This window comes from Amycolatopsis sp. NPDC051903, from assembly GCF_044452505.1.
Classification (GTDB): domain Bacteria; phylum Actinomycetota; class Actinomycetes; order Mycobacteriales; family Pseudonocardiaceae; genus Amycolatopsis.
On record NZ_JBITBT010000048.1, the window covers coordinates 44,237 to 62,633 of the forward strand.

Sequence of the window (18,397 nt, forward strand, 5' to 3'; positions counted from 1 at the left end):
GAGAACCTCTTTCCGATGAGTGCTGCTCAGACGGCGGACAGGAACGGCGCGGACACCTCGGCCGGCGAGGCGATGACCCGCCAGCGGCGGTGGCGGCGGAACGTCCGGTCGACGCCGTTGGTCAGCTGCAGCCGGATGTGCGTGTCGTCGGCGCCGTGGTCCTGCACGTAGGTCGTGGAGCCGTCGCGCTCGACCACTTCCGAGCCGATACGCAGCTCGTGGGTGCGCAGCGTGCAGGTCGCCAGCGGCACCATCGGAGGCTGTGTGAGCAGGGGCATTGCGGACTTCCTTCCCGAGATGAAGTGAGGATTCAGGCGGCGAGGTGCGCGGCCGCGGGCGTCAGCTCGACACCCTCCGGGGCGCCGAAGTCGCCGGTGCTTTTCATGCACGACCAGCACTTCCAGGTGCTCGTCGGCAGGTAGTGCTCGAACTCGGTGCCGCAGCGGCGGCAGGTGCGATGCGCGCGGCGCATGGCCTCGATCGAGGCCAGCCAGCGTGTGGATTTGCGGCGGCTCGCCAGTGCGAGATCGATGCGGAACAGCTCGCCGACCTGCTCGCCGCAGCCGCGCTTGCGGAACACCAACAGGCCGAACGGGTCCTGGCCGCGGCGCCGGCGCAGCTGCTGTTCCCACAGCTGCGATTTGGTGACCAGCCCTGCCGGCGCGGTCCCCCACTTCCACACCGGCAGGCCGTCGCGGAAGCCGTAGCACCACGTCCAGGTGCCGTCCCACAGCTGGACGTCATGCAGCTTCGTGCGCGGCATGATCGCCCACCTCGGCCAGCTCGGCAGCGACATCAGCCAGGCCGGACCACAGCTCGAACCGCGCGGCCGAGTCACGCAGCAGCCGTGCCGTGGTCGCCCACGTTCGGCCGGCGCCGGGCTCGGCCAGCGCAGCCACGCGCTGCACGTGGACGGCCGCTGCCGAAGCCAAACCGGCCGCAACCTGCCACTCGTGACCGGTCACCACAACGGCGTCGACGGTGCGCAGCAGCTGGTTCAACCGGGCCGTGTCCGCCTCGGCGATCGACAGATGCGCGCGCTGCTCGTCGGAAAGCGCAAGCGAATGAGACACTGGAGGTCCTTCCCGAGTTGGGTTGGGTTGGAGCCAGGCGGGGCGCAGGATTGCTTTCTCAGGGCGTCGTCCACGCCCCGCCTGGAGCTAGTCATTCGCGCTGCTCAGCGGACCCTTTGATCATCGCGAGCGAGCGCTGGCAAGCGGCAGTGAAAGACCGGGGAAACTTCAGTTTCACCACGGCCGCGCAACTAGCTCAGAATCCGCGCCTTCGCCTCGTCCAGGCCGATGCGGCGCGCGCCGACTTCCCCCGTACCGGACACGGCGACCTCCCAGGCCTGCCCCGTCTCGTCGAGGTTGATGTACCGGCGGGTGTCGGCGTGCTTGTACTGCTGGATCACCTGACCGCCGTACTCGACCGTGCCCATGTGCATCAAGTTGTTCAGCAACTCCGGCACCAACCGCTTAGCCGGGACCCAAGACCGCTCGGACATGCACGTCTCCTTGTTCGCTGTGGATCGGAACCTCGTCCGCTGCTCGCGGTTGCCGCCGTGAGCAGGGATGATGCGTACTGATACGAGTCTAATTTGATGATGCGCGTATCACAAGAGACCGCAGGATCTTCCACGCAGAGTCGCCCGATTGGACCATCATGAAGGCAAGCGAAGGGGCCAGCGTTTCCGCATGCGGAAACGCTGGCCCCTTCGTAAACTCACAGCTCAGGAAGCTTTTTCTGGACTACCCATGTAGCCGTAACTGGTCAGCCACGAACGCAGTGCCTCATCCGCGATGTACTGAGGAGACTTGCCCGTGTCTTCCACGGCCAACGTCAGGGCCTGATCGATCTCGTCCAAAATCCGCACCGTCAACGGTGTCCTGTCCGGACCGGCCGGCCGCCCAATCCGGCGGCCGGTTTTCTTGCCAGCCTTCTTGTTGTCTTTTCGGCCGCCGGGCGCGCTGGCCTTTCCGCTGCCTCGGGTTGCGGATTTGCGAGCAGATTCGCCAGCGGCCTGAGCAGCAGGAACGCCTGCGTTCATGCTTCCGGGTTCGCCAGCGTTCTCACGTGCGAAGCCGCCATCACTGCTGTCAGTATTTCGGATTGCGTTCTTGGCAGGATTCCCGCCATCTTGTGCGTCATCTGTCCCGCTGGCATTCCCGTCGGCGACACTGGCAGCCTTTTCGCCAGCAGGAACGCTTGCCCTAGAGATTTCAGCGCTGCCAGCGTGTTGAGCAGCGGAAACGTCCGCGCTTTCGCTTCCGGGTTCACTGGCATTCTCGTCTGCCAGACTGTCAACGGCACCGCCACCGTTCCCAGCAGCATTTCCGACAGTGCGGCCGCCAACTGCCTCGTCTGCGGTGGTGTTGTCGAGACTGCCAGCGGGTTGAGCAGTAGGAATGCTTGCTTCTATGCTTTCTCGCCCGCCTGCACCCTCGCCTGCCAAGCCGCCAGCAGTGCTGTCGACGTTCCCGACTGCGCCGCCGCCAGCTGTCCCGGCAGCGTTCCCGTCGGCGACACTGTCAGCCTTTTCGCCAGCGGGAACGCTTGCCCTAGAGATTTCAACGCTGCCAGCGTGTTGAGCAGCGGAAACGTTCGCGCTTTCGCTTCCGGGTTCACTGGCATTCTCGCGAGCCAGGTCGCTAGCAGCACCGCCAGCATTCCCGGCAGCTGTTCCGACTGCGCCTGCCCCTGAGCCTCCGCCGCTGGCGTTTTCGCCAGCGGCAACGCCAGCAACAGAGTTTCCCGCACTGCCAGCACTTTGAGCAGCGGCAACGTCCTCCTTTGGGTCATCGCTCGCGCCAACTCCGGCTCCGGAGGCGCCGGAGTTGGCGACGAGGCCGTCTTTGTCTTTTTCGGCAGTAGCTCCGCGAGCCGAGAGATCCGCTGGATCGCGGCCAGCATCGCCAGCCTTCTTCAGGCCGCCCTTCTTCTGCACGGCGTTCATCAACCCGGCCATCAGACGGCGCTCCCCACCGCGTTCAGCACGCGCGTATAGCTGTTGATCAGGTCTTTTGCGTCGGACTTGTCGGCAGCGGCTGTGATCGGCACGCACGCGCCGCGGGCCTCTTGCCGAATGACCCGTTTAGGGACCGCTGTGGTGATGACTTCGGCCCCGAATTCCTCGGAAAACTTGTCGTCGTAGTACTTCGCAAGCTTCGTCTTCGGTTCGACGATGTTGCGCAGCACTCCGACCCTGCGCAGCTTTGTCGGATTCGCCCGTGCCATGAACTTGTACGTTCGCATCGCGTCCCGGACGCCGACCAGCCCGTCCTCATTCAAGGTTCCGGGGAACAGCACGTGCGTCGCCGCCAGCAGGCCGGCGCCGACTAGCTTGCCGCCGGCGCGGGGCGGCAGATCGATAACGACGAGGTCAAACTGCTCCGCCACGCCCTCGAGTGAAATCCGAAGGCGATGTTCCAGCGCTGGCGTGGCGTTGTCGTCTTCACGGTTGGCGAGTGCTCTCTCGGCAGCGAGCACTCGAACGTTGTTGCCCCATGCTTTGCTGGCCGGCCGAAGTGCCACTTCAGCTAGGCCAGATAATTGTGGCAGGTCGTCAGGGTCAGCCTCGCGATCTTCGTACAGCAGGTCGTTGACCCCGTACTGGGTGGCTTCCGGCCCCTCCTCGCCTAGTTCCTTGAGAAGCGACTCAGTGTCCGCCCCAAGCTCGGCGGTGAGCGTGGCCCGTGGGTCAAGATCGATTCCCAAAACTCGCCGGCCACTGGCCGCCATGACGGCGATCAGACCGCCCGCCAGGCCTGACTTGCCGACGCCACCCTTCTCACTGTCGATGGCGAGTACGACTGGCCCCTCAGGGTTCCAGGTCAGCGCGATTTCAGTGCGGAGTTGCTGTTCCAGCACATCCCACACGGTCAGATCCTTCGTCGTGGTCACGCGCGGCATTTTGGCAGTCTCAGGCTTCGGACAGCAAGGCGGCTTGCCTTTCCGCTTGCGAAAAGGCAAGCCGGACCCCGGAAGGGGCGTACATTGTTGTGCCAAAACAGTCGTTTTAGCACAACCTAATCAGATGCGGGTGGGTTGGCAGCGGCGGCTCAGCCATGCTCGGAACACCCGGTCCACGCATCGAGTTGTGGCCGCTCCGTGAACGCCCTTTCGGCCGTTCGCCACCCCTGAAGCAAGCGCCCGCCGATAGACGATCGTGACGCTCCGTGCTAGCCTCCGACTTGCGTCTCGCGCGCGCAGCGCGCCATGCGCATAGGGCCCCATTCCGCGGCTGCCGGCGGCTTTCCAGTTTCCACTTTCCAGTACCGAGAGTGATCGGTCGGTGATTGCCGCTCGGGGTCTCACCATCCGCTGGTTTCGGGGTCGTGGTTGCACCGTGCGAGGGGCGCGTTCGGGTCGGTTGGGTCGACGGCGAAGAAGCCGTACTCGTCGCACAGCGGACAGCCCTCGATGGCGGCTCGACGCGCTGCTATATCGGCTTGGCGTGTGGCTTCCATCGTGGTCTGCCGGCGCTCCTGGAGGGTCGGGCTGGTCGACTCGATTCGGCGGATGATCTTCGCCTTGCTCGGTGGCGTGTGGGGGTCCGCGCGAGCGAACCGCGCCTTGATCCAGCCGGGCGCGTTGCGGATGAACCGAGGCAGATGGGGGTAGTCGGGAACACCGTGGATCAGGTCGGCGATCTCGTTCCAGGCCGCTGGCACCTGGTGGTTCCACTCGACCCCGAGAACGTCAGCTTGGGCGGCGCCGAACGTCGTGTTCCAGGAGGCGAGCAGACCACTGGCCCGTATAACGTTTGTTAACCAGCGGCGTGAGACCTCGATGCAGAGGTCCGGGTGCAAACGCGAGCGGAGAAGCCAGTCAGCAGCCCGCACAGCCTCGCTCTGAATGCTCCTGGGGTGATCACCTTCCGAAGGCGCCGTTAAGCCGCCAGCGAGCGAATCAGGGCCATTCCGGGACGGTTTAGACCTCTTCTTGTCTGAGCCCGGCGAAGCCGGTCGGTTATCCACATTCTGTACGTAGCTGGACTTCACTTGATCAATCTTTATGACCTGCGGGGGGTGGCCATTTTCATCAGGACGAAGAAGACCGGCTACGTTTCCGCAGGTCAGGGCCTCGGCCGCGTCCGGGCCGGCCAGGCGGGTCAGCTGCCCGTCGTGGCCGATCGCGAACAGCTCGCGGTAGATCGGGGCGTTCACCGAGGCCACCAGCTCGGCCTTGTGGTGGGTGGCCACGGCCTCGCCGGGGGTCGCGGCCAGCTTGGTGTGTGCGCGGATGATGGCGGCTTCCTCGGCGAGCTCGGCGTCGCTGAGGGGTACACGCAGTTCGTACACGGGCACCAGCTGGACCAGACCGGGGTCGAGCTCGTCGACGGCGTCAAGCGCGGCGAGGTCGGCGGGGGAGAGGGCCGCTTCGGCGGCCGCGGCGGCCGCGTCACCGAACAGGCCGTCGCGCACGGCGTCCAGCTCAGCCATCGCGCGGGCGATCGCCGCGTTTTCGGCGGCGACGGCGGCCGCCATGCTGGCCTCGCGTCGGGCCTGCTCAGCGGCGGTCTCGTCGTCCGGGACCGTCTGGCGCGGCATCTGGCAGCCCGGCAGCACCTCGTGCAACAGCCCTTCGCGCTGCAGCCACGCCACACAGCGACGCACAGTGCGCGTCGAGCAGCCGACCAACTCCGCGAGCTTCTCCTGCGACTTCCACGTCAGGGGGCGGCGCTGCCGGCGCGAGGGATCCTCTGAGCAGCAGCAGAGCTCGTTCGCAATGCGCCACCAGCGGCGTCGTTTCGCGTTGTACTTGAACTCGGTGCCGGTCTGCTGACGGATGCGCTCAGTCACGGCATCCAGCCAGTCGCCGGGAACGACGGCCACGCGGGTATGCGCCGGCGGAACGCGCTCAAGTACCCAGCGCACCAGATCGCAGCGTGCCGGCACGGCGATCTGCCGCAGCGTCTCCCACCGGATGCCCGCCTCGATCAGGCAACGATCGATCGGATGGCGCCGGTCATATTCCGCGGACTCAGCCAGCAGCGCCTCGAACTCGGCGCCCCCGTCCAGCGTGAGGACGAGCTCGCCGTGCTGGCCGAGCTCGGCCAGCACGGCGTCCTCGCCGCCTGCGGCGAACCAGCAGCGGTCGCACACCACCAGCTCGTTCGACTGGATCAAGCTGTCGCCGGGGGTCTGCGGCGACCGCGGCCTGCCCGGCGCACGCCGGCACTTCACGCAATTGCCGCTCTGAGCAGCAGGAATGATCAGCGGCGCAGGCTCAGTGGTAGTCATGCGACCACCACGAGGGGCGCTTCGACAGCGTCGCGTCGGGGGCAGGAATGTGTACCCACGCAGGAATTTCCCTGCAGAACTCGTGCCAAGGACGCGACGGCTACCCGATCACCACGCCGGGCAGCGGGCTGGGCAGGGACGACTGAGACAGGTGTGGCCGGTACGACACCCTGCGCGAGCAGGGATTTTGGGCGCGCGGGGGTACCGGCCGGGGCCGTTTTTGCTATGGTGGGCTCCGGACGTGACAAAGCTCGGCCTCTACCGGGGTGGCTCCCTGACAAGAAGTCCCGGTAGACGTGAGCAGCTGAATATGGAGTTAGAGGCGGTTAACGCCCCATCCGTGGAGTGACAGCTCCTGGAGGGGCGTTTTCGTCGTCTAGGCGGTCAGCGGCAGCTCCTCCTGAGTCGCGCAGTTCTGAGCAGCGGCCTCGTGGCGGGCTAGAACACGCCGCCCTTTCTTTCCAGCCGCGGCAAGTAGGTCTTCGAACAGGTCGTGCGGAACCATCGTGACGTAGGGCTGCTGGTCCTTGCCTCGAGTGAGCAACTGCGGCCTTCGGCTTGCGACGACTGCGGCGAGCCTCGCCGAGATGTTGCGGTTGAACTCACTGATTTGCATGACGCCTCCTGCCCGATCCTCGTGGAGCACCGGAACGCTAGCAGGCTTGTTTGCAAAGAACCGGCCTTTGTCGATGCACGGCGTGTCCCGTTCTCCCTGGTCAAGGCTGACAATGGAGCTGTCATTTCCGAAAGCCTTTTCGCAAGCAAAAAGGCTTTCGCCAGTCACGAGCGACCTCCGAGGTCGCGAAGTCGTTCCGCGTACTCGACGGCCTGCGGCGCATCGGGCGCCGTCTGTTTGATCGCCACGTCAAGGTCGCGGGCCACCATGAGCAGGCTCGGCAGCGACATCCGATCGGCGCTGATCGCCTTCACACCCCATTCGACGGCACCGTCGATGTCACCACGTCGTGCGGCAACGGTGCCGAGGGTGATTCTGGCTTCGGCGTTGCGCATGATCGAGCGTTCGGTGCCATCCCAGTCGGTGCCGGCAGCAAGCACCTCGTGGGCGAGCTGCTCGGCGGCGCCGTCGTCGCTGCGCAGGTGCCGGTAGACGTCCATTGCGTAGAAGTCGTATTTGGATGGATCGACGACGAAGTGGTTGCCGATGTTGGTCGGGTACTCCATTGGTTCGAGCATCCGGCGTCCGCGGTCCAATGCCTCCAGCGCGGACTTCTCGTCTCCCATGCGCGCGAACGCCTTGGCCTCCTGGGCAGCCAGCTGCACGCTGACGCCGTGGTTGCCTGCGGCGGCCGCGCCGGCCTGCGCCGCAGTCAGCACGCCACGGTAGTTTCCCGAGGTCAGGGCTTGCCACGCGGAAATCTCGTGTGCCCAGCCCTGGATGCCTGCGTGGCCGGCCTCGCTGCCGAGGCTCAAGGCATGGCGTCTGGTGATCTCGGCCGTCCGTGCGTTGCCGGTGTCGTACTGGACGCAGGAGACCAGCAACGCGAGCCAGCCGGCCTGCACCTGAACCTCGCGACGCTGCGTGAGAGTCATCGGCTGCTGGATCAGCTGCACAAGGCGGGCCAGCCACGCGCGCCCTTCGGTTAGCAGCTGCTCAGCGGGGGTGTAGGCGTATTCCGTGCACAGCTTCTCGACGGTGAGCAGGACGCCCTGCAGCGCTGAGTTGTCCACGCTGGAGTACTGCAGCTGCTGCAGCAGCTCCGGTACTTCGCCGCTTGGCAGCAGCTCGATCCGACGAGCGGGCGGGAACAGCGCGCCGGACACGGTGCTGAACAGCGTGGCGAGGTAGCGCTTGTTGTCCTGGCGGATCCCCCCACCTGCCTCCCACATTTTCCAGGAGCGCAGCAAGGACTCCTCGCTCGCGAGCTTGACCTTGTGCTGCTCACGGGTGGTGCGGCGAAACTCTTTGACCGCCTCAGACTGAGACCAGCCGCGGCGCTCGCGCTCGCGGCGGATGCGCTCGCCCCACTCGATGCGCCCAGGCTCGTTGATCTCCATACCGTCCTCGTGCTCCATACCGTCAGTCTTCGACAACAACGGCCGTTTCCGCAGGTGAAGAACTGGTGAAACGAAGTCTCACCACTTCTTCACTGCCGCCAGGGGGGTGCCAGATCCGATGATCAAAGTATCGAACCTTGACAACTCCATAGTGCGTCTTACCTGCTCAGAGCCACAGTCGAACCGTGGCCAACGTACTTCTTGTCCTATCCCATGATGCATCCTACGATCTTGATACGTGCATCATCTAGTATCAACACGAAGGGACCAGTGCTGATGGAGGGTTACACCCAGGTCGCCGGCTGCAAGAACGGCAACTGCCCGAAGGTCTTCGTGAAGAACGGGCGCGCGTACATCCAGGGCACACCGGACACCTCTGGCGACTTCAACCCGCCGGACGGTGAGGCACTTGTCTCGATTCCGCTCGACATCCTGCGAGAGGCAGCGAAGGAGGTGCTGGCGTGACGACGCTGCTCGACTTGCTCGACGGCTTTACCTCGTACGCCTGGCGACTCGAAGCGCTCGACAGCTATGACGTCGCCGACGAACGAGAACAATTCGACGACTTCATGGCTGGGCGACCCCCGAGGCCCTCCGTTGACGACCTGGAATGGCAAGCCCGCGCCCGGTCCGTGGTGGCATCGGGTCGCCGGATTGGCCGTGTGCGGATGGTGGGGCATCCCGTCACCGACTACACCAGGTTTGAATGGGCCGCCTACCCTGACAACCTCGCTGCCGGCGAGGAGATCCGGGTATACGACCGGACCTGGCCTGAAGGCACGGATCCACGCTTTGAGCAGGACTTTTGGCTGTTCGATGATCGCATCGCCGCAGTGATGAACTACGCCAGCGACGGGCAGTTTCTCGGCATCACGATCACAGAGGACGTTCAGCCCTTCCTGGGGATCAAGCTGGCGGCTCTCGAGCATGCTGTGCCGTTCAACGAGTACACGCTGCTACCTGCCCCTCGCTCCGAGGGCCAGATCGGCCGACGCCGCGCCCCTGTGACGAACGAGGAGACCTCACCGAGTGCCCACTGACGACAACCTCAGCCCTCGCCGTAAAGAACTTGGCGAGCGGCTGCAGCAGCTCCGGAACGCCACCGGGGTCAGCGGCCGCCAGATGGCTGCTGACCTCGGCTGGAGCCAGCCCAAGATTTCTCGAGCCGAGGCCGGCCTCAACCTGCCTCCGACCGGCGACATTCGCCGATGGCTCGACTACTGCAACGCCTCTGATCAGCACAAATACGAGGTGTTGGCGCTGGCGGACGAAGTTGCTACTGAGGTTGTCACCAACCGCGAGCTCAACCGCGGCGGGCACGCCGCGCAGCAGCTGGCACGTATCAAGCATGATGCCGAGGCCGATCGCATCAGCATCTACCAACCTGAGGTAATCCCGGGCCTCCTGCAGACGCCTGAGTACACCCGCCGGCTCCTGCTCTTGATCGGGGCGGCCACTCCGGACGTGGTCGCCGAATCCGTGGCTGCTCGAACGCAGCGCCAGACGATCCTCTACGACGAGGCGAAGACGATCAGCGTCGTGATCACCGAGACCGCCTTGGCCTGGCAACCCTGGCCGAGCAGTGTTTCTCGCGAGCAGCTGGACCGGCTTCGAACGCTGGCCGCTTTGCCGAACGTGGATATCGGCATCGTCTCCCGCGAGCAGCAGAAGAAGGCGCCGACGTCGAACAGTTTCGTGCTCACACACTGGCCTGACGACGTGATGGATGTGGTCGTCGAATCGCTGACGGCCGAGGTCACGATCACCAATCGGCCGGATGTCGACGTCTACCAGCACATGTTCACGCAGCAGCAGCAGTATGCGGCGTACGGCAAGGATGCGTTACTCCTGCTGGACCGGGTGACGGCCGAGCTGGACTGACGACCAGTACTAGTCCGTTCGAGGGAGACACGCTCCGAACATCATCTTGACCTCTTGTGATACGCGCATCATCAATCTACTCTCGTATCGAACGTATCACCGCTGCTCACGGCGGCAACCGTAGGCAGTGCAGACAACTGAACACGATCCACAGCGAAAAAAGTGGCCCTGCCTGGCGGCAACCAGGACAGGGCCGAAGCAGAAGACCGATCCACAGCGATTGGAGGTATCTGCGATGTCGAGCCTACAACTGGCATCCAGCGACGAGGGCCGGATCCCGGCTGTCGTCATCCGAAAGGCCGCTCGTGTGGCCGACCTCGTCGAGGCGGCCCCGTCGATGGCCGAGCAGCGCGCGCAGCGTCGCCAGCTGCGGTGCCTGGCGCCGCAGAAGCGTGCGGGTCTGCGGGGTGCGGCATGAGCTGGCTTGATGAGGCCGCGTGCCGCGAGGAAGAGCCGGAGCTGTTCTTCCCGGTGGGCACCGGCGGTCCGGCACAGCAGCAGATCGCGCAGGCCAAGGCCGTGTGCCACCGCTGTCCGGTCCGGTCCGCGTGCCTGGGATGGGCGCTGGACACCGGCCAGGACGCCGGTGTGTGGGGCGGCCTCGGCGAGGACGAGCGGCGCGCGCTCAAGCAGCGCGACGCGCGGCCGCAGGAGGTGCGGGCATGACCAGCACCGAGCACATCATCGACCCCGGGGCCGAACAGGCCTCTGAGCAGGTCGAACAGGTCCAGACCGAGCTGGTCACGGACTCCCCGCTGGAGCACGCCGACAACATCGGGGCGCCGCTGCTGGTCGCTCTGGTGGGCGGCATGGCGCTGACGTTGGCCGTCCTGACGCCGGTCGGCGTGGTCAAGGCCATCGCGGTGCTGATCGTCGTCGCGGCCCTGATCGTGGCGTTCCGGCTGCTGCGCCGGGGTGGTGGTTCGCGATGACGAGCACGATCACCGCCCCGGCCGGCACCGAGCTCACCACGGACCAGACCGGCCACCACGCACTGGCCGGGTTCTTGTCCACCGCCTCGGCCGAGACCGAGATCGGTCGCCGCGTGCGGCGCCTGCTGGCCGAGCTGGCCGACATCGAGTCCGACCGCCAGATGGCCGGCCGTTACGACGAGCCCGGCACGTGGCTGCGTGAGCTGGACGAGGAGGAGCGCGACGTCTGGGAGCACATCGTCGAGGCGCTGACCCCTGTGAGCAGCGCGAACGTGAAGGAGGAGCGGTGACAGTCACCGACGAGCGACCGCGCAACGGGCACCACCAGGAGCAGTTCGACGTGCCGGGGAAGTCGCTCGAGGCCGAGACCGACGCGGCCGGCACCGGTCCGACGGGCACCGACCCGGCCGACATCGAGCCGCTCGAGTCGGAAGCGGCGGCCGAGCCGCAGCGTGAGGTCGCGCAGCCGCAGGAGTCGGCGATGGTGCGCGAGCTGGCACAGCGGGTCGCGGACCGGGAGAAGGCCGAGGTGCTGGCGCACCGCTACCTCGAGCTGCGCCAGAACTCGGTGCTGCACGAGGTGCCCTCGCCGGCCGAGGAGAAGAAGGACACCAAGGTCGCCCGGCACGTGCGCGGCAAGCAGCGCGCGGAGCGCAAGCGCTCCGGGGTGGCCGACGTGGCCCGGGCGCGCCGCAACCGCCGGTGGGACTGGTGGGACGAGCGCGCGACGCGGGCACGGGACCGGGTGCTGGACTCCACGCGGGCGATCGGCGCGGACTACCGCAAGCTCGTCGCGTCCAGCTGGGCCGCGTTTGTGCTGATCGCGGGCGGTGTGGCGTTCATGGCGACGAACGTGCACGACGGGCTGGTGGGCACGGCCGGCAGCTGGACCGGGTATCTGGTCGAGCCGCTGGCGTCGGTGTTGCTGGCGATCTCGATGGTCGCGCAGTTCACCGCCCGCAAGCGCGGCATCGTCGTCGGCCGCGGCTTCTACCTCTTCGACGGGTCGCTGGCGACCGCGTCGGTGCTGCTCAACGTGATCCCGTCCGGGATCCGGTTCGGGTGGCAGGCCGGTGACCTGCTCGCGCACGTGCTGGTGCCGGCGTTGGTGGTGACCGCGGTCATCGCGTGGCATCTGGCCTCGGACCTCTACGGCAAGGCGATCGCCCAGTCCAAGGACGCGCCGATCGTGATCCCCCGCGACGACACGATCACCGCCGAGCACCTGACCACGCTGCGCAAGGCGACCGCTGAGGGCCGGTTGCCGGTCCACACCTCGCCCACGCAGGTCCTCAAGACGCTGCGCGACGAGATCAAGCGCAGCGGTGGCAACGGTATCGGCCACGAGGCAGCGCGCCGCATCGCGGCGATCTGGCTCGGCGGCCGCTAACCCCACAGTCGTCGGCGGCCGGGCCTCTGAGAAGCGGGGCCTCCCCCCTCCCCGCTGGCCCGGCCGCCGGCTTCCCGCAGTGCACAACCCCAACCCAACCCATGATCTGGAAGGACGTGATCGACATGTCTTGGCTGCTGGCGATCTTCACCGGAGCGGTTCTGTTCCTGCTGCACAAGAAGTGGAAGAAGTGGAACAAGTGGTTCACCGTCGGCGCCATCACCGCGCTGTTCTCGTGCTCGCTGGCCGCGACCGGCCTCGGTGGCTTTCTCGCCTCGCTGCTGGGTGACCTGCTCAGCGCGATTGCCCGGATCTGGGGCGGTTCGGGGGCGCTGTTCGCGGCGGTCCTGGTGCTGATCGCCCTGCCCGCGGTGATCTACGGCTTCGTGCACGACAAGAAGGCCGACAGGTGGGAGATGACCGGTCTGATCATGCTGCCGCTGCTGTTCACCATCGCCTCCGGCCCGGTCGCCGCGCACGGCGGCACCTTCAGCGACGCGGTCGAAGGCTTCGGCTCGCAGGGCCTGAGCTACCTGGTGCAGGGCTGATGGCCGGCCACCGCGACGGGCGCGCCGGCCGGGTGGCGCGCTGGCGCCGCACGTACTGGGAGCGGTTGGGGCTGGTCAAGAACGACACCGACCAGATCGCCGCTGCCGCGGACCTTCTGCGCCTGGCGCTGAACAGGTGCACCACCCCTGAGCAGCGCGGCCCCATCATCGCCGCCGCCGTGGCCGACTTGGTCCAGCCGGCCGAGGAGCTGTTGACCCGCTACGAGAGGAAAGGCCGATGACCAGCAGCGTTGCGCCGGAAACGGCCACCGAGATCACCACCGAGATTCCCGCGGTGCCCGCGGACGTCCAGCCGAACACCCCGGCGGCCGAGGCCCCGGACGCCAAGCCGGTGCTCGGCGCCGAGTCGGCGCCGGTGTCGCTGGCCGAGCACAGCCACCTGTGGGCCGACAAGGCCCGCCGGCACTGGACCCCGCCGGACGTGTGGGAGAAGCCGCGGCCGCCGCTGAAGAGCGCGTGGCTGTGGGCCCGCTACGGCGAGCACCTGCCCGCCGACGACGCCGTGCGGAACGTTTCGCGGGTCACCGCCGCGATCCGGCTGCCGTTCAAGGCGCTGTTTTTGTACCTGGACTGGATTTTCGACCGCGACTCGCGCGTCGTGGCGGCCGCGGCCCTGGTGCTCGTCGTGATCCAAGCCGCCTTCCACCCCTTCTTCTGAGCCGACAGGAGGCCAGAGTCCGATGTTCCTGTTCTGCCTGCTGATCGCGTATGTGGTCATGCGCGTCAGCGAAGACATCACCGCCGCAGTGCGGAAAGAACCCCCGCCACGCCAGAAGATCCGGGAAGCCAAGCTCGCCGCACGGGAACGCAACGGCGGCCAGGCGCCGCAGGGCTCGTTCGGCCGCTACGTCAGCGGGCTGATCGACGACGCGTGGGACTCGGCCCACCACAAGCGGCAGCTGATGGCCGAGCACAAGAAGGAAAAGCAGGCCCGCAAGGCCACCGCGAAGCAAGAGCGCCAGCGGGAACGCTGGGCCCGCAAGGACGCCAAGCGCGGCGGTGCTGGGTTCGACGCCGAGGTGCCGACAACGGGGGAGCCCGCCCCGGCCGCCGACACCGCCGGTCAGCCGAACCCGGCCACACCGCTCGGGTTCTACGCGCAGGTGCCCCAGCCCGGGCAGGGACCGACTCCTCACCCCGTCCCCGCACCCGCCGGCTACTCCACCCTCACCCCGGAGCAGCGCGGCTACGTCGACGGCTGGATGCGGGCCACCCAGACCGGCGAGCACTACACGCTGAGCAACCCGCAGTACTTCGGGCTCCCCGCCGACGTCCGCGCCGACATGGTCGCCGCGGCCTGGGCCGCCGGGTTCGCACCCGGTGGCCTGGTCAACGGCGAGCACGTCCCGATCAGCGACTGGGACCGGGAAGCCGTGCGCAAACTCACCGAGCGCGGGATCACCCCGCCGCGGCGCACGTCGGTCCCCGATCACGTGATCAGGCCACTGCCGGGCGGCGGTTATGGCCTGGCCGATGCGGCGACCAGGCAGCCCGCGACGCCCGAGCAGGACACCGAATCCGCCGCCGCGGGCGAGTCCGAACAGGACACCGCAGGGGAGTCCGAGGAGGACACCGCGGGGGAGCAGATCGACCCGGTCCCCGACGTCGAGGAGGACAGCCAGACGCCCTTGCCGAACAACGTCATCCCGTTCAAGCGCACCAACACCACCACCACCAAGAAGATGGAGCTTCCCGTGACGAACCCCGAGATCACCGGCCTGGAGTCCGCTATCGCCTACGCCCAGAGCTGGGCGGCGCAGTGCACCCACGCCCACGACCAGATCAGCGCCGTGCTGCCCGATGGTGGCTCCGACGCCGTCGCCGCCTCGTGCGAGCAGGCCCACGCCGAGCTCGCGAACGGCGGCGTCACCGGCCAGCCCCTGACCGACGTCTCCTCGGCTCAGGAGCAGATGACCACCGCCATGTCCGAGCTCGAGGCGGCCCTGGCCGCGGTCGAGGCTGCCGCCACGAACTGGAACAGCCTCGCCACCACTCTCGAGAGCCACCGCGGGGTCCAGGAGGCCTACAACGCAACCCCGGACGCCGGCAGCAAGGAATTCGTCACCGCCGAGTAACCGGCACGGTGTCGTTTCGGTCCCGCACACCCTTGCCCCTCGCCGGGGTGTGCGGGAGCCGTGGCCGACACCGGCCAGATCAGGAAGGAACCCACGCCATGCCGAAAACCGCATCGCGACCTGCCCCTCACGGGCAGAGCGGCCGCCCGGCCACTGTGACGCCGGAGCTGGAACAGCACATCGAGCGCACCGCGGCCAGCTTCGCCGAGGCCACGATGCGAGCGATGGCGGCACTGCCCGACGACGCCAGCATCGACCAGACCACCCGCGGCGACGCGAGGGAGGAGAGCGCGCCGCCGAAGCCCCGTAACCGGGCCCAGCGCCGCGCCGAGCAGCGCGTCGAGCGCAAGCTGCTGTCGGACATCGAGCGGCGCAACCGCAAGCAGTTGATGCCGCACTACATCACCGCCGGCTTGCTCGGCCTGGCGCAGGTGGTGCACTCCCTGGCCGCCCAGGCCCACGCGGTCGGGGTCGCGGCGATGTTGACCGGGGTGGCGTGCGGGGCCGCGGGCGTGGCGACGCACGTGTGGCTGCGCCGGCGCGAGCACCTGCTCTCGGAGTGGACGCTGTGGTCGGGGCTGCTCGCCGCGGCGACGTCGCTGTGGATGGTCAGCGCCGTGGTCTCCGGGTTCGGCTGGGGGAGCCTGGCGCTGGCGCTCGCTGGTGACTACGCCTTCGGCGCGCGCTGGTGGGCGGCCAACCGCCACCCCGAGGCCGTCGAGCCCGTGCCCGCCACTGAGCCCGAGGCGGCGCCTGTCGAGGTGGACGCCTCGCTGCTGGCGCACTTCCCGCGCCGCTGGGCCCAGTACCTCGGCGCCCCCGGCTGCATCCTGGCCGGTTCACAGCTGGTCAGCGGAGAGCCGTTCGAGCATGGCATCGAATACATCCTGCGGCTGCTGCCCGGCAAGCAGGACCTGGACTCGGTGCGCGCCAACATGTCCAAGATCGCCAGCGGGCTCGGGCACCCCGAGACCAAGCTGACGGTCGACCCGTACGGCGAGAACCCGGATCTGGTCCGGTTCCGGGTGGTCACCAACTCGCCGGTGGCCGGCGACGTGTACTTCCACGGCCCGCAGTTCGACGACGGCAAGATCGTGCTGGGCCCCTACATCGACGGGCTCGGAGACGCGGTGTGGCGCCTCTACACCGACAACAGCATCTGGGGCGGGCTGATCGTCGGCGGCACCGGCTCGGGCAAGTCCCGCCTCATCGACGTCATCGCCCTGACCGCGCTCTACACCGGCTGCACCTACGTGATTCACGTCGATGGCCAGGACGGCATGTCTTGCCCGCAGCTGTGGGAGCACGCCCAGGAGCGCTACGGCGCCGACGACGCCGACTACGCGCTGCGCCGGCTGATCGCGATGCAGCAGTACCGGCAGCGCAACCGCCGCAGCGGTGGCCACGGGTTCAACCCGGCCTCGGACTACCCCGGCATCCTCGTCATCGTCGACGAGGCGCACGTGGTGGTCACCAAGGAGAACGCCGAGAAGTGGGCCAAGCTCGCTCGTGAGGCCCGCAAGGTCGGCATCGCGGTGATCATGGCCGATCAGGACGGCTCGCTCGAGACGTTCAAGAAGTCGGTGCTGCGCGGCAGCCTGCGCGCCGGTAACGCGGTCGGGCTGCGCACCGACGAGCGCAGCCAGGGCCAGATCCTCGCCCACGGCCAGTTCAATCTGCACGACCTGCCCGCCATCCCGGGCTATGGCCACACCCTCGGCGAGGCCGCCCGGCACGCTCCGTTCAAGAACCGTTGGGTGCCCACCCGCGAGGACGCGGCCAAGGGCGAGGCGAAGGGCAAGGCTCTGCCGGCCGAGCTGCGGCTGGTCGAGGACTGGTACGAGCAGGCGCCGAAGATTCGCCTGGACCACGGCACCCACTACGCCGGCGATCAGGTGCGTCGCAAGGGCGCGTTCGCCGCGGCTGCCGTGGCTACCGCGCCCGCGACGGCGCCGGCCACCGGCTACCGCAGCGAGCAGGACGACACCGCGCTGCGGCCGACGCGGATGGTGCTGCCGACCGTGTCCAAGCCGCGCGGCACCGATGGCGCGAACACCCCGACCGGCCCGGCCGAGGCTGTGCAGGCACCGGCTGTGGGGGAGCAGCAGCCCGGTTCGGCGCTGCCGGAGTCCGAGCAGCGTGTGCTCGACGCGATCCTGGCCGGCCACACCCAGCCGGGAGCGATCGCCGAGCACGTCGGGCTGAGCCGCCAGCGGGTCGGCGCGCTGCTCGGAGCGCTCGCCGGAAAGGACCTGGTCACCAAGACCGGCAACGGTCCGGCGGTGCGCTACGAGGCCGCCACCGCCGCGGCCTGAGCAGAGCACGTGCCGGGTGCTCACCGTCGAGCCGCAGGCAGGCCGCCGGTGAGCATCCGGGGCGCACGCCCTGATCATCCACAGTGGATTGGAGACACCCGCACCATGGCAAACACGAAACTTCACCCCGGGCAGTGGGCTTACGGCGCTTGGTGGACCTACGAGCCAGGCCAGGACCCCCAGCTGATGGACCCGCAGCCGCCGGCGCCGCCGCAGGACGCGCAAGGCCAAGCGACCGGCGTGCCGGAGGGCTGGGAATAGCACCGACTGCACGGACCGGCGGTGCGGGAGACGCCCTGAGAAGCACCCCGCACCACCCGGCCGACTGACCATCCAACCCACGATGAAGGAGCTCCCGATGGAGTACACCAGCACGCACGACGGCCTGACCGTCCACGTCGAGAAGGTGGGCGGGGGCACCCTCGGCCGCACCTACACCGGCTCCTGGGGATACGTCGTCACCGACTCTGCCTCGACCGAGCTGGGGCGTGGCCAGGACTTCACGACCGGAACGCCGAAAACACACGCCGAGACCGCCCTGCTGATCGCCGAGCACTTCCGGGACGCAGCGGCTTGACCGACCCGGCTGGCGGGGAAGACGCCTGAGAAGCAACCCCCGCCCGGCCGGTGATTCCACCAACCCGACACAGAAGACGGAGAAGCACCGCATGTCGAACTACAGCGACGCCCTTGCCGCGGCCAACAAGACCGGCGCGGCCAACGCCACCGACGCAGGAGTGATGGCGCAGTTCTGCGAAACCTCGCTGCAGCGCTTGGTCGGCGCCGCCTCGCCTCAGCTGGTGTGGGAGGGCGCGCAGAAGAAAGGCATGACCACCGCCGGGCTGGCCCAGCTGGCCAACACCGACCCCTCGGCCGTGCACGAGTTGATGTGGCTCTAGCCGAACCACCCCGGGCGGTGCGGAAGACGCCCTGAGAAAGCTCCCCGCGCCGCCCGGCCGCCCAACCCTCATCTG

General features: G+C 67.7%; 27 protein-coding genes. 16 read left to right on the plus strand and 11 right to left on the minus strand.

Going from position 1 to position 18,397, the window contains the following annotated elements; genetic code table 11:
• Positions 1 to 26: 26 nt before the first annotated feature.
• The 11 genes from ACIA77_RS46640 to ACIA77_RS46690 all read right to left on the minus strand — a co-directional run bounded on the left by ACIA77_RS46640 (position 27) and on the right by ACIA77_RS46690 (position 8,279).
• A complete protein-coding gene (locus ACIA77_RS46640; protein WP_395892633.1) occupies positions 27 to 278 on the minus strand; it encodes a hypothetical protein in 252 nt (83 codons plus the stop codon).
• A gap of 32 nt (positions 279 to 310) precedes the next feature.
• A complete protein-coding gene (locus tag ACIA77_RS46645; RefSeq protein ID WP_395892634.1) occupies positions 311 to 763 on the minus strand; it encodes an RRQRL motif-containing zinc-binding protein in 453 nt (150 codons plus the stop codon).
• On the minus strand, positions 741 to 1,073 hold the full coding sequence (locus ACIA77_RS46650) for a hypothetical protein (protein ID WP_395892635.1): 333 nt from the start codon (positions 1,071 to 1,073) through the stop codon (positions 741 to 743). Before ACIA77_RS46650 ends, ACIA77_RS46645 begins: the two co-directional genes overlap by 23 nt.
• Before the next feature lie 191 nt (positions 1,074 to 1,264).
• Positions 1,265 to 1,507: a hypothetical protein gene (locus ACIA77_RS46655; RefSeq protein WP_395892636.1), complete on the minus strand. Its 243-nt coding sequence runs from the start codon at positions 1,505 to 1,507 to the stop codon at positions 1,265 to 1,267.
• Between the two features lie 225 nt (positions 1,508 to 1,732).
• Entirely contained in the window at positions 1,733 to 2,050 is a 318-nt protein-coding gene (locus ACIA77_RS46660) for a hypothetical protein (RefSeq protein WP_395892637.1), read from the minus strand.
• A complete protein-coding gene (locus tag ACIA77_RS46665) occupies positions 2,047 to 2,355 on the minus strand; it encodes a hypothetical protein (RefSeq protein WP_395892638.1) in 309 nt (102 codons plus the stop codon). The genes ACIA77_RS46660 and ACIA77_RS46665 overlap by 4 nt, the downstream gene beginning before the upstream one ends.
• Positions 2,356 to 2,418: 63 nt before the next feature.
• Positions 2,419 to 2,913 carry a hypothetical protein gene (locus ACIA77_RS46670; protein WP_395892639.1) on the minus strand — a complete coding sequence of 165 codons (495 nt, stop codon included), beginning with the start codon at positions 2,911 to 2,913 and terminating at the stop codon, positions 2,419 to 2,421.
• Positions 2,914 to 2,967: 54 nt separating this feature from the next.
• The gene (locus tag ACIA77_RS46675; RefSeq protein ID WP_395892640.1) at positions 2,968 to 3,903 is read right to left on the minus strand and encodes a ParA family protein; all 936 of its coding nucleotides are present in this window, start codon (positions 3,901 to 3,903) and stop codon (positions 2,968 to 2,970) included.
• 410 nt (positions 3,904 to 4,313) lie between these two features.
• The gene (locus ACIA77_RS46680; RefSeq protein ID WP_395892641.1) at positions 4,314 to 6,245 is read right to left on the minus strand and encodes a hypothetical protein; all 1,932 of its coding nucleotides are present in this window, start codon (positions 6,243 to 6,245) and stop codon (positions 4,314 to 4,316) included.
• Between the two features lie 376 nt (positions 6,246 to 6,621).
• Positions 6,622 to 7,029, minus strand: a complete 408-nt coding sequence (locus tag ACIA77_RS46685) for a hypothetical protein (RefSeq protein WP_395892642.1) — start codon at positions 7,027 to 7,029, stop codon at positions 6,622 to 6,624.
• Positions 7,026 to 8,279, minus strand: a complete 1,254-nt coding sequence (locus ACIA77_RS46690) for a hypothetical protein (RefSeq protein ID WP_395892643.1) — start codon at positions 8,277 to 8,279, stop codon at positions 7,026 to 7,028. The genes ACIA77_RS46685 and ACIA77_RS46690 overlap by 4 nt, the downstream gene beginning before the upstream one ends.
• A 252-nt stretch (positions 8,280 to 8,531) precedes the next feature.
• Between ACIA77_RS46690 and ACIA77_RS46695 the strand changes: the two genes are divergently transcribed.
• From ACIA77_RS46695 to ACIA77_RS46770, 16 genes are all read left to right on the plus strand, one after another.
• A complete protein-coding gene (locus ACIA77_RS46695; protein ID WP_395892644.1) occupies positions 8,532 to 8,726 on the plus strand; it encodes a hypothetical protein in 195 nt (64 codons plus the stop codon).
• On the plus strand, positions 8,723 to 9,301 hold the full coding sequence (locus ACIA77_RS46700; protein ID WP_395892645.1) for a DUF6879 family protein: 579 nt from the start codon (positions 8,723 to 8,725) through the stop codon (positions 9,299 to 9,301). The genes ACIA77_RS46695 and ACIA77_RS46700 overlap by 4 nt, the downstream gene beginning before the upstream one ends.
• Positions 9,291 to 10,142: a helix-turn-helix domain-containing protein gene (locus ACIA77_RS46705; RefSeq protein ID WP_395892646.1), complete on the plus strand. Its 852-nt coding sequence runs from the start codon at positions 9,291 to 9,293 to the stop codon at positions 10,140 to 10,142. Before ACIA77_RS46700 ends, ACIA77_RS46705 begins: the two co-directional genes overlap by 11 nt.
• Positions 10,143 to 10,377: 235 nt before the next feature.
• Positions 10,378 to 10,560 carry a hypothetical protein gene (locus ACIA77_RS46710; RefSeq protein ID WP_395892647.1) on the plus strand — a complete coding sequence of 61 codons (183 nt, stop codon included), beginning with the start codon at positions 10,378 to 10,380 and terminating at the stop codon, positions 10,558 to 10,560.
• Positions 10,557 to 10,808, plus strand: a complete 252-nt coding sequence (locus ACIA77_RS46715; protein WP_395892648.1) for a WhiB family transcriptional regulator — start codon at positions 10,557 to 10,559, stop codon at positions 10,806 to 10,808. The genes ACIA77_RS46710 and ACIA77_RS46715 overlap by 4 nt, the downstream gene beginning before the upstream one ends.
• Complete coding sequence (locus tag ACIA77_RS46720; protein WP_395892649.1) at positions 10,805 to 11,074, plus strand: hypothetical protein; 270 nt, start codon at positions 10,805 to 10,807, stop codon at positions 11,072 to 11,074. Before ACIA77_RS46715 ends, ACIA77_RS46720 begins: the two co-directional genes overlap by 4 nt.
• Positions 11,071 to 11,364: a hypothetical protein gene (locus tag ACIA77_RS46725; protein WP_395892650.1), complete on the plus strand. Its 294-nt coding sequence runs from the start codon at positions 11,071 to 11,073 to the stop codon at positions 11,362 to 11,364. Before ACIA77_RS46720 ends, ACIA77_RS46725 begins: the two co-directional genes overlap by 4 nt.
• A complete protein-coding gene (locus ACIA77_RS46730; protein WP_395892651.1) occupies positions 11,361 to 12,464 on the plus strand; it encodes a hypothetical protein in 1,104 nt (367 codons plus the stop codon). Before ACIA77_RS46725 ends, ACIA77_RS46730 begins: the two co-directional genes overlap by 4 nt.
• Before the next feature lie 101 nt (positions 12,465 to 12,565).
• Positions 12,566 to 13,012 (plus strand): hypothetical protein, encoded by a 447-nt coding sequence (locus tag ACIA77_RS46735; RefSeq protein ID WP_395892652.1) that lies wholly within the window; start codon positions 12,566 to 12,568, stop codon positions 13,010 to 13,012.
• Positions 13,012 to 13,254, plus strand: a complete 243-nt coding sequence (locus ACIA77_RS46740) for a hypothetical protein (RefSeq protein WP_395892653.1) — start codon at positions 13,012 to 13,014, stop codon at positions 13,252 to 13,254. The genes ACIA77_RS46735 and ACIA77_RS46740 overlap by 1 nt, the downstream gene beginning before the upstream one ends.
• A complete protein-coding gene (locus ACIA77_RS46745) occupies positions 13,251 to 13,691 on the plus strand; it encodes a hypothetical protein (RefSeq protein ID WP_395892654.1) in 441 nt (146 codons plus the stop codon). The genes ACIA77_RS46740 and ACIA77_RS46745 overlap by 4 nt, the downstream gene beginning before the upstream one ends.
• Before the next feature lie 22 nt (positions 13,692 to 13,713).
• Positions 13,714 to 15,108 carry a hypothetical protein gene (locus ACIA77_RS46750; RefSeq protein ID WP_395892655.1) on the plus strand — a complete coding sequence of 465 codons (1,395 nt, stop codon included), beginning with the start codon at positions 13,714 to 13,716 and terminating at the stop codon, positions 15,106 to 15,108.
• A 98-nt stretch (positions 15,109 to 15,206) separates the two neighbouring features.
• Positions 15,207 to 17,423, plus strand: a complete 2,217-nt coding sequence (locus ACIA77_RS46755) for a type IV secretory system conjugative DNA transfer family protein (protein ID WP_395892656.1) — start codon at positions 15,207 to 15,209, stop codon at positions 17,421 to 17,423.
• A 105-nt stretch (positions 17,424 to 17,528) separates the two neighbouring features.
• Complete coding sequence (locus ACIA77_RS46760) at positions 17,529 to 17,684, plus strand: hypothetical protein (RefSeq protein WP_395892657.1); 156 nt, start codon at positions 17,529 to 17,531, stop codon at positions 17,682 to 17,684.
• 97 nt (positions 17,685 to 17,781) lie between these two features.
• Positions 17,782 to 18,000, plus strand: a complete 219-nt coding sequence (locus ACIA77_RS46765; RefSeq protein WP_395892658.1) for a hypothetical protein — start codon at positions 17,782 to 17,784, stop codon at positions 17,998 to 18,000.
• A gap of 91 nt (positions 18,001 to 18,091) precedes the next feature.
• Positions 18,092 to 18,322, plus strand: coding sequence for a hypothetical protein (locus tag ACIA77_RS46770; RefSeq protein ID WP_395892659.1), 231 nt, complete (start codon positions 18,092 to 18,094; stop codon positions 18,320 to 18,322).
• Positions 18,323 to 18,397 lie beyond the last annotated feature (75 nt).

Bases quoted from the DNA above. Each gene is read 5' to 3' on its own strand.
- ACIA77_RS46640 (WP_395892633.1), bottom strand. From the start codon at position 278: ATGCCCCTGCTCACACAGCCTCCGATGGTGCCGCTGGCGACCTGCACG.
- ACIA77_RS46645 (WP_395892634.1), bottom strand. From the start codon at position 763: ATGCCGCGCACGAAGCTGCATGACGTCCAGCTGTGGGACGGCACCTGG.
- ACIA77_RS46655 (WP_395892636.1), bottom strand. From the start codon at position 1,507: ATGTCCGAGCGGTCTTGGGTCCCGGCTAAGCGGTTGGTGCCGGAGTTG.
- ACIA77_RS46660 (WP_395892637.1), bottom strand. From the start codon at position 2,050: ATGAACGCAGGCGTTCCTGCTGCTCAGGCCGCTGGCGAATCTGCTCGC.
- ACIA77_RS46670 (WP_395892639.1), bottom strand. From the start codon at position 2,913: ATGCTGGCCGCGATCCAGCGGATCTCTCGGCTCGCGGAGCTACTGCCG.
- ACIA77_RS46680 (WP_395892641.1), bottom strand. From the start codon at position 6,245: ATGACTACCACTGAGCCTGCGCCGCTGATCATTCCTGCTGCTCAGAGC.
- ACIA77_RS46690 (WP_395892643.1), bottom strand. From the start codon at position 8,279: ATGGAGCACGAGGACGGTATGGAGATCAACGAGCCTGGGCGCATCGAG.
- ACIA77_RS46710 (WP_395892647.1), top strand. From the start codon at position 10,378: ATGTCGAGCCTACAACTGGCATCCAGCGACGAGGGCCGGATCCCGGCT.
- ACIA77_RS46715 (WP_395892648.1), top strand. From the start codon at position 10,557: ATGAGCTGGCTTGATGAGGCCGCGTGCCGCGAGGAAGAGCCGGAGCTG.
- ACIA77_RS46720 (WP_395892649.1), top strand. From the start codon at position 10,805: ATGACCAGCACCGAGCACATCATCGACCCCGGGGCCGAACAGGCCTCT.
- ACIA77_RS46725 (WP_395892650.1), top strand. From the start codon at position 11,071: ATGACGAGCACGATCACCGCCCCGGCCGGCACCGAGCTCACCACGGAC.
- ACIA77_RS46735 (WP_395892652.1), top strand. From the start codon at position 12,566: ATGATCTGGAAGGACGTGATCGACATGTCTTGGCTGCTGGCGATCTTC.
- ACIA77_RS46740 (WP_395892653.1), top strand. From the start codon at position 13,012: ATGGCCGGCCACCGCGACGGGCGCGCCGGCCGGGTGGCGCGCTGGCGC.
- ACIA77_RS46745 (WP_395892654.1), top strand. From the start codon at position 13,251: ATGACCAGCAGCGTTGCGCCGGAAACGGCCACCGAGATCACCACCGAG.
- ACIA77_RS46750 (WP_395892655.1), top strand. From the start codon at position 13,714: ATGTTCCTGTTCTGCCTGCTGATCGCGTATGTGGTCATGCGCGTCAGC.
- ACIA77_RS46755 (WP_395892656.1), top strand. From the start codon at position 15,207: ATGCCGAAAACCGCATCGCGACCTGCCCCTCACGGGCAGAGCGGCCGC.
- ACIA77_RS46760 (WP_395892657.1), top strand. From the start codon at position 17,529: ATGGCAAACACGAAACTTCACCCCGGGCAGTGGGCTTACGGCGCTTGG.
- ACIA77_RS46765 (WP_395892658.1), top strand. From the start codon at position 17,782: ATGGAGTACACCAGCACGCACGACGGCCTGACCGTCCACGTCGAGAAG.
- ACIA77_RS46770 (WP_395892659.1), top strand. From the start codon at position 18,092: ATGTCGAACTACAGCGACGCCCTTGCCGCGGCCAACAAGACCGGCGCG.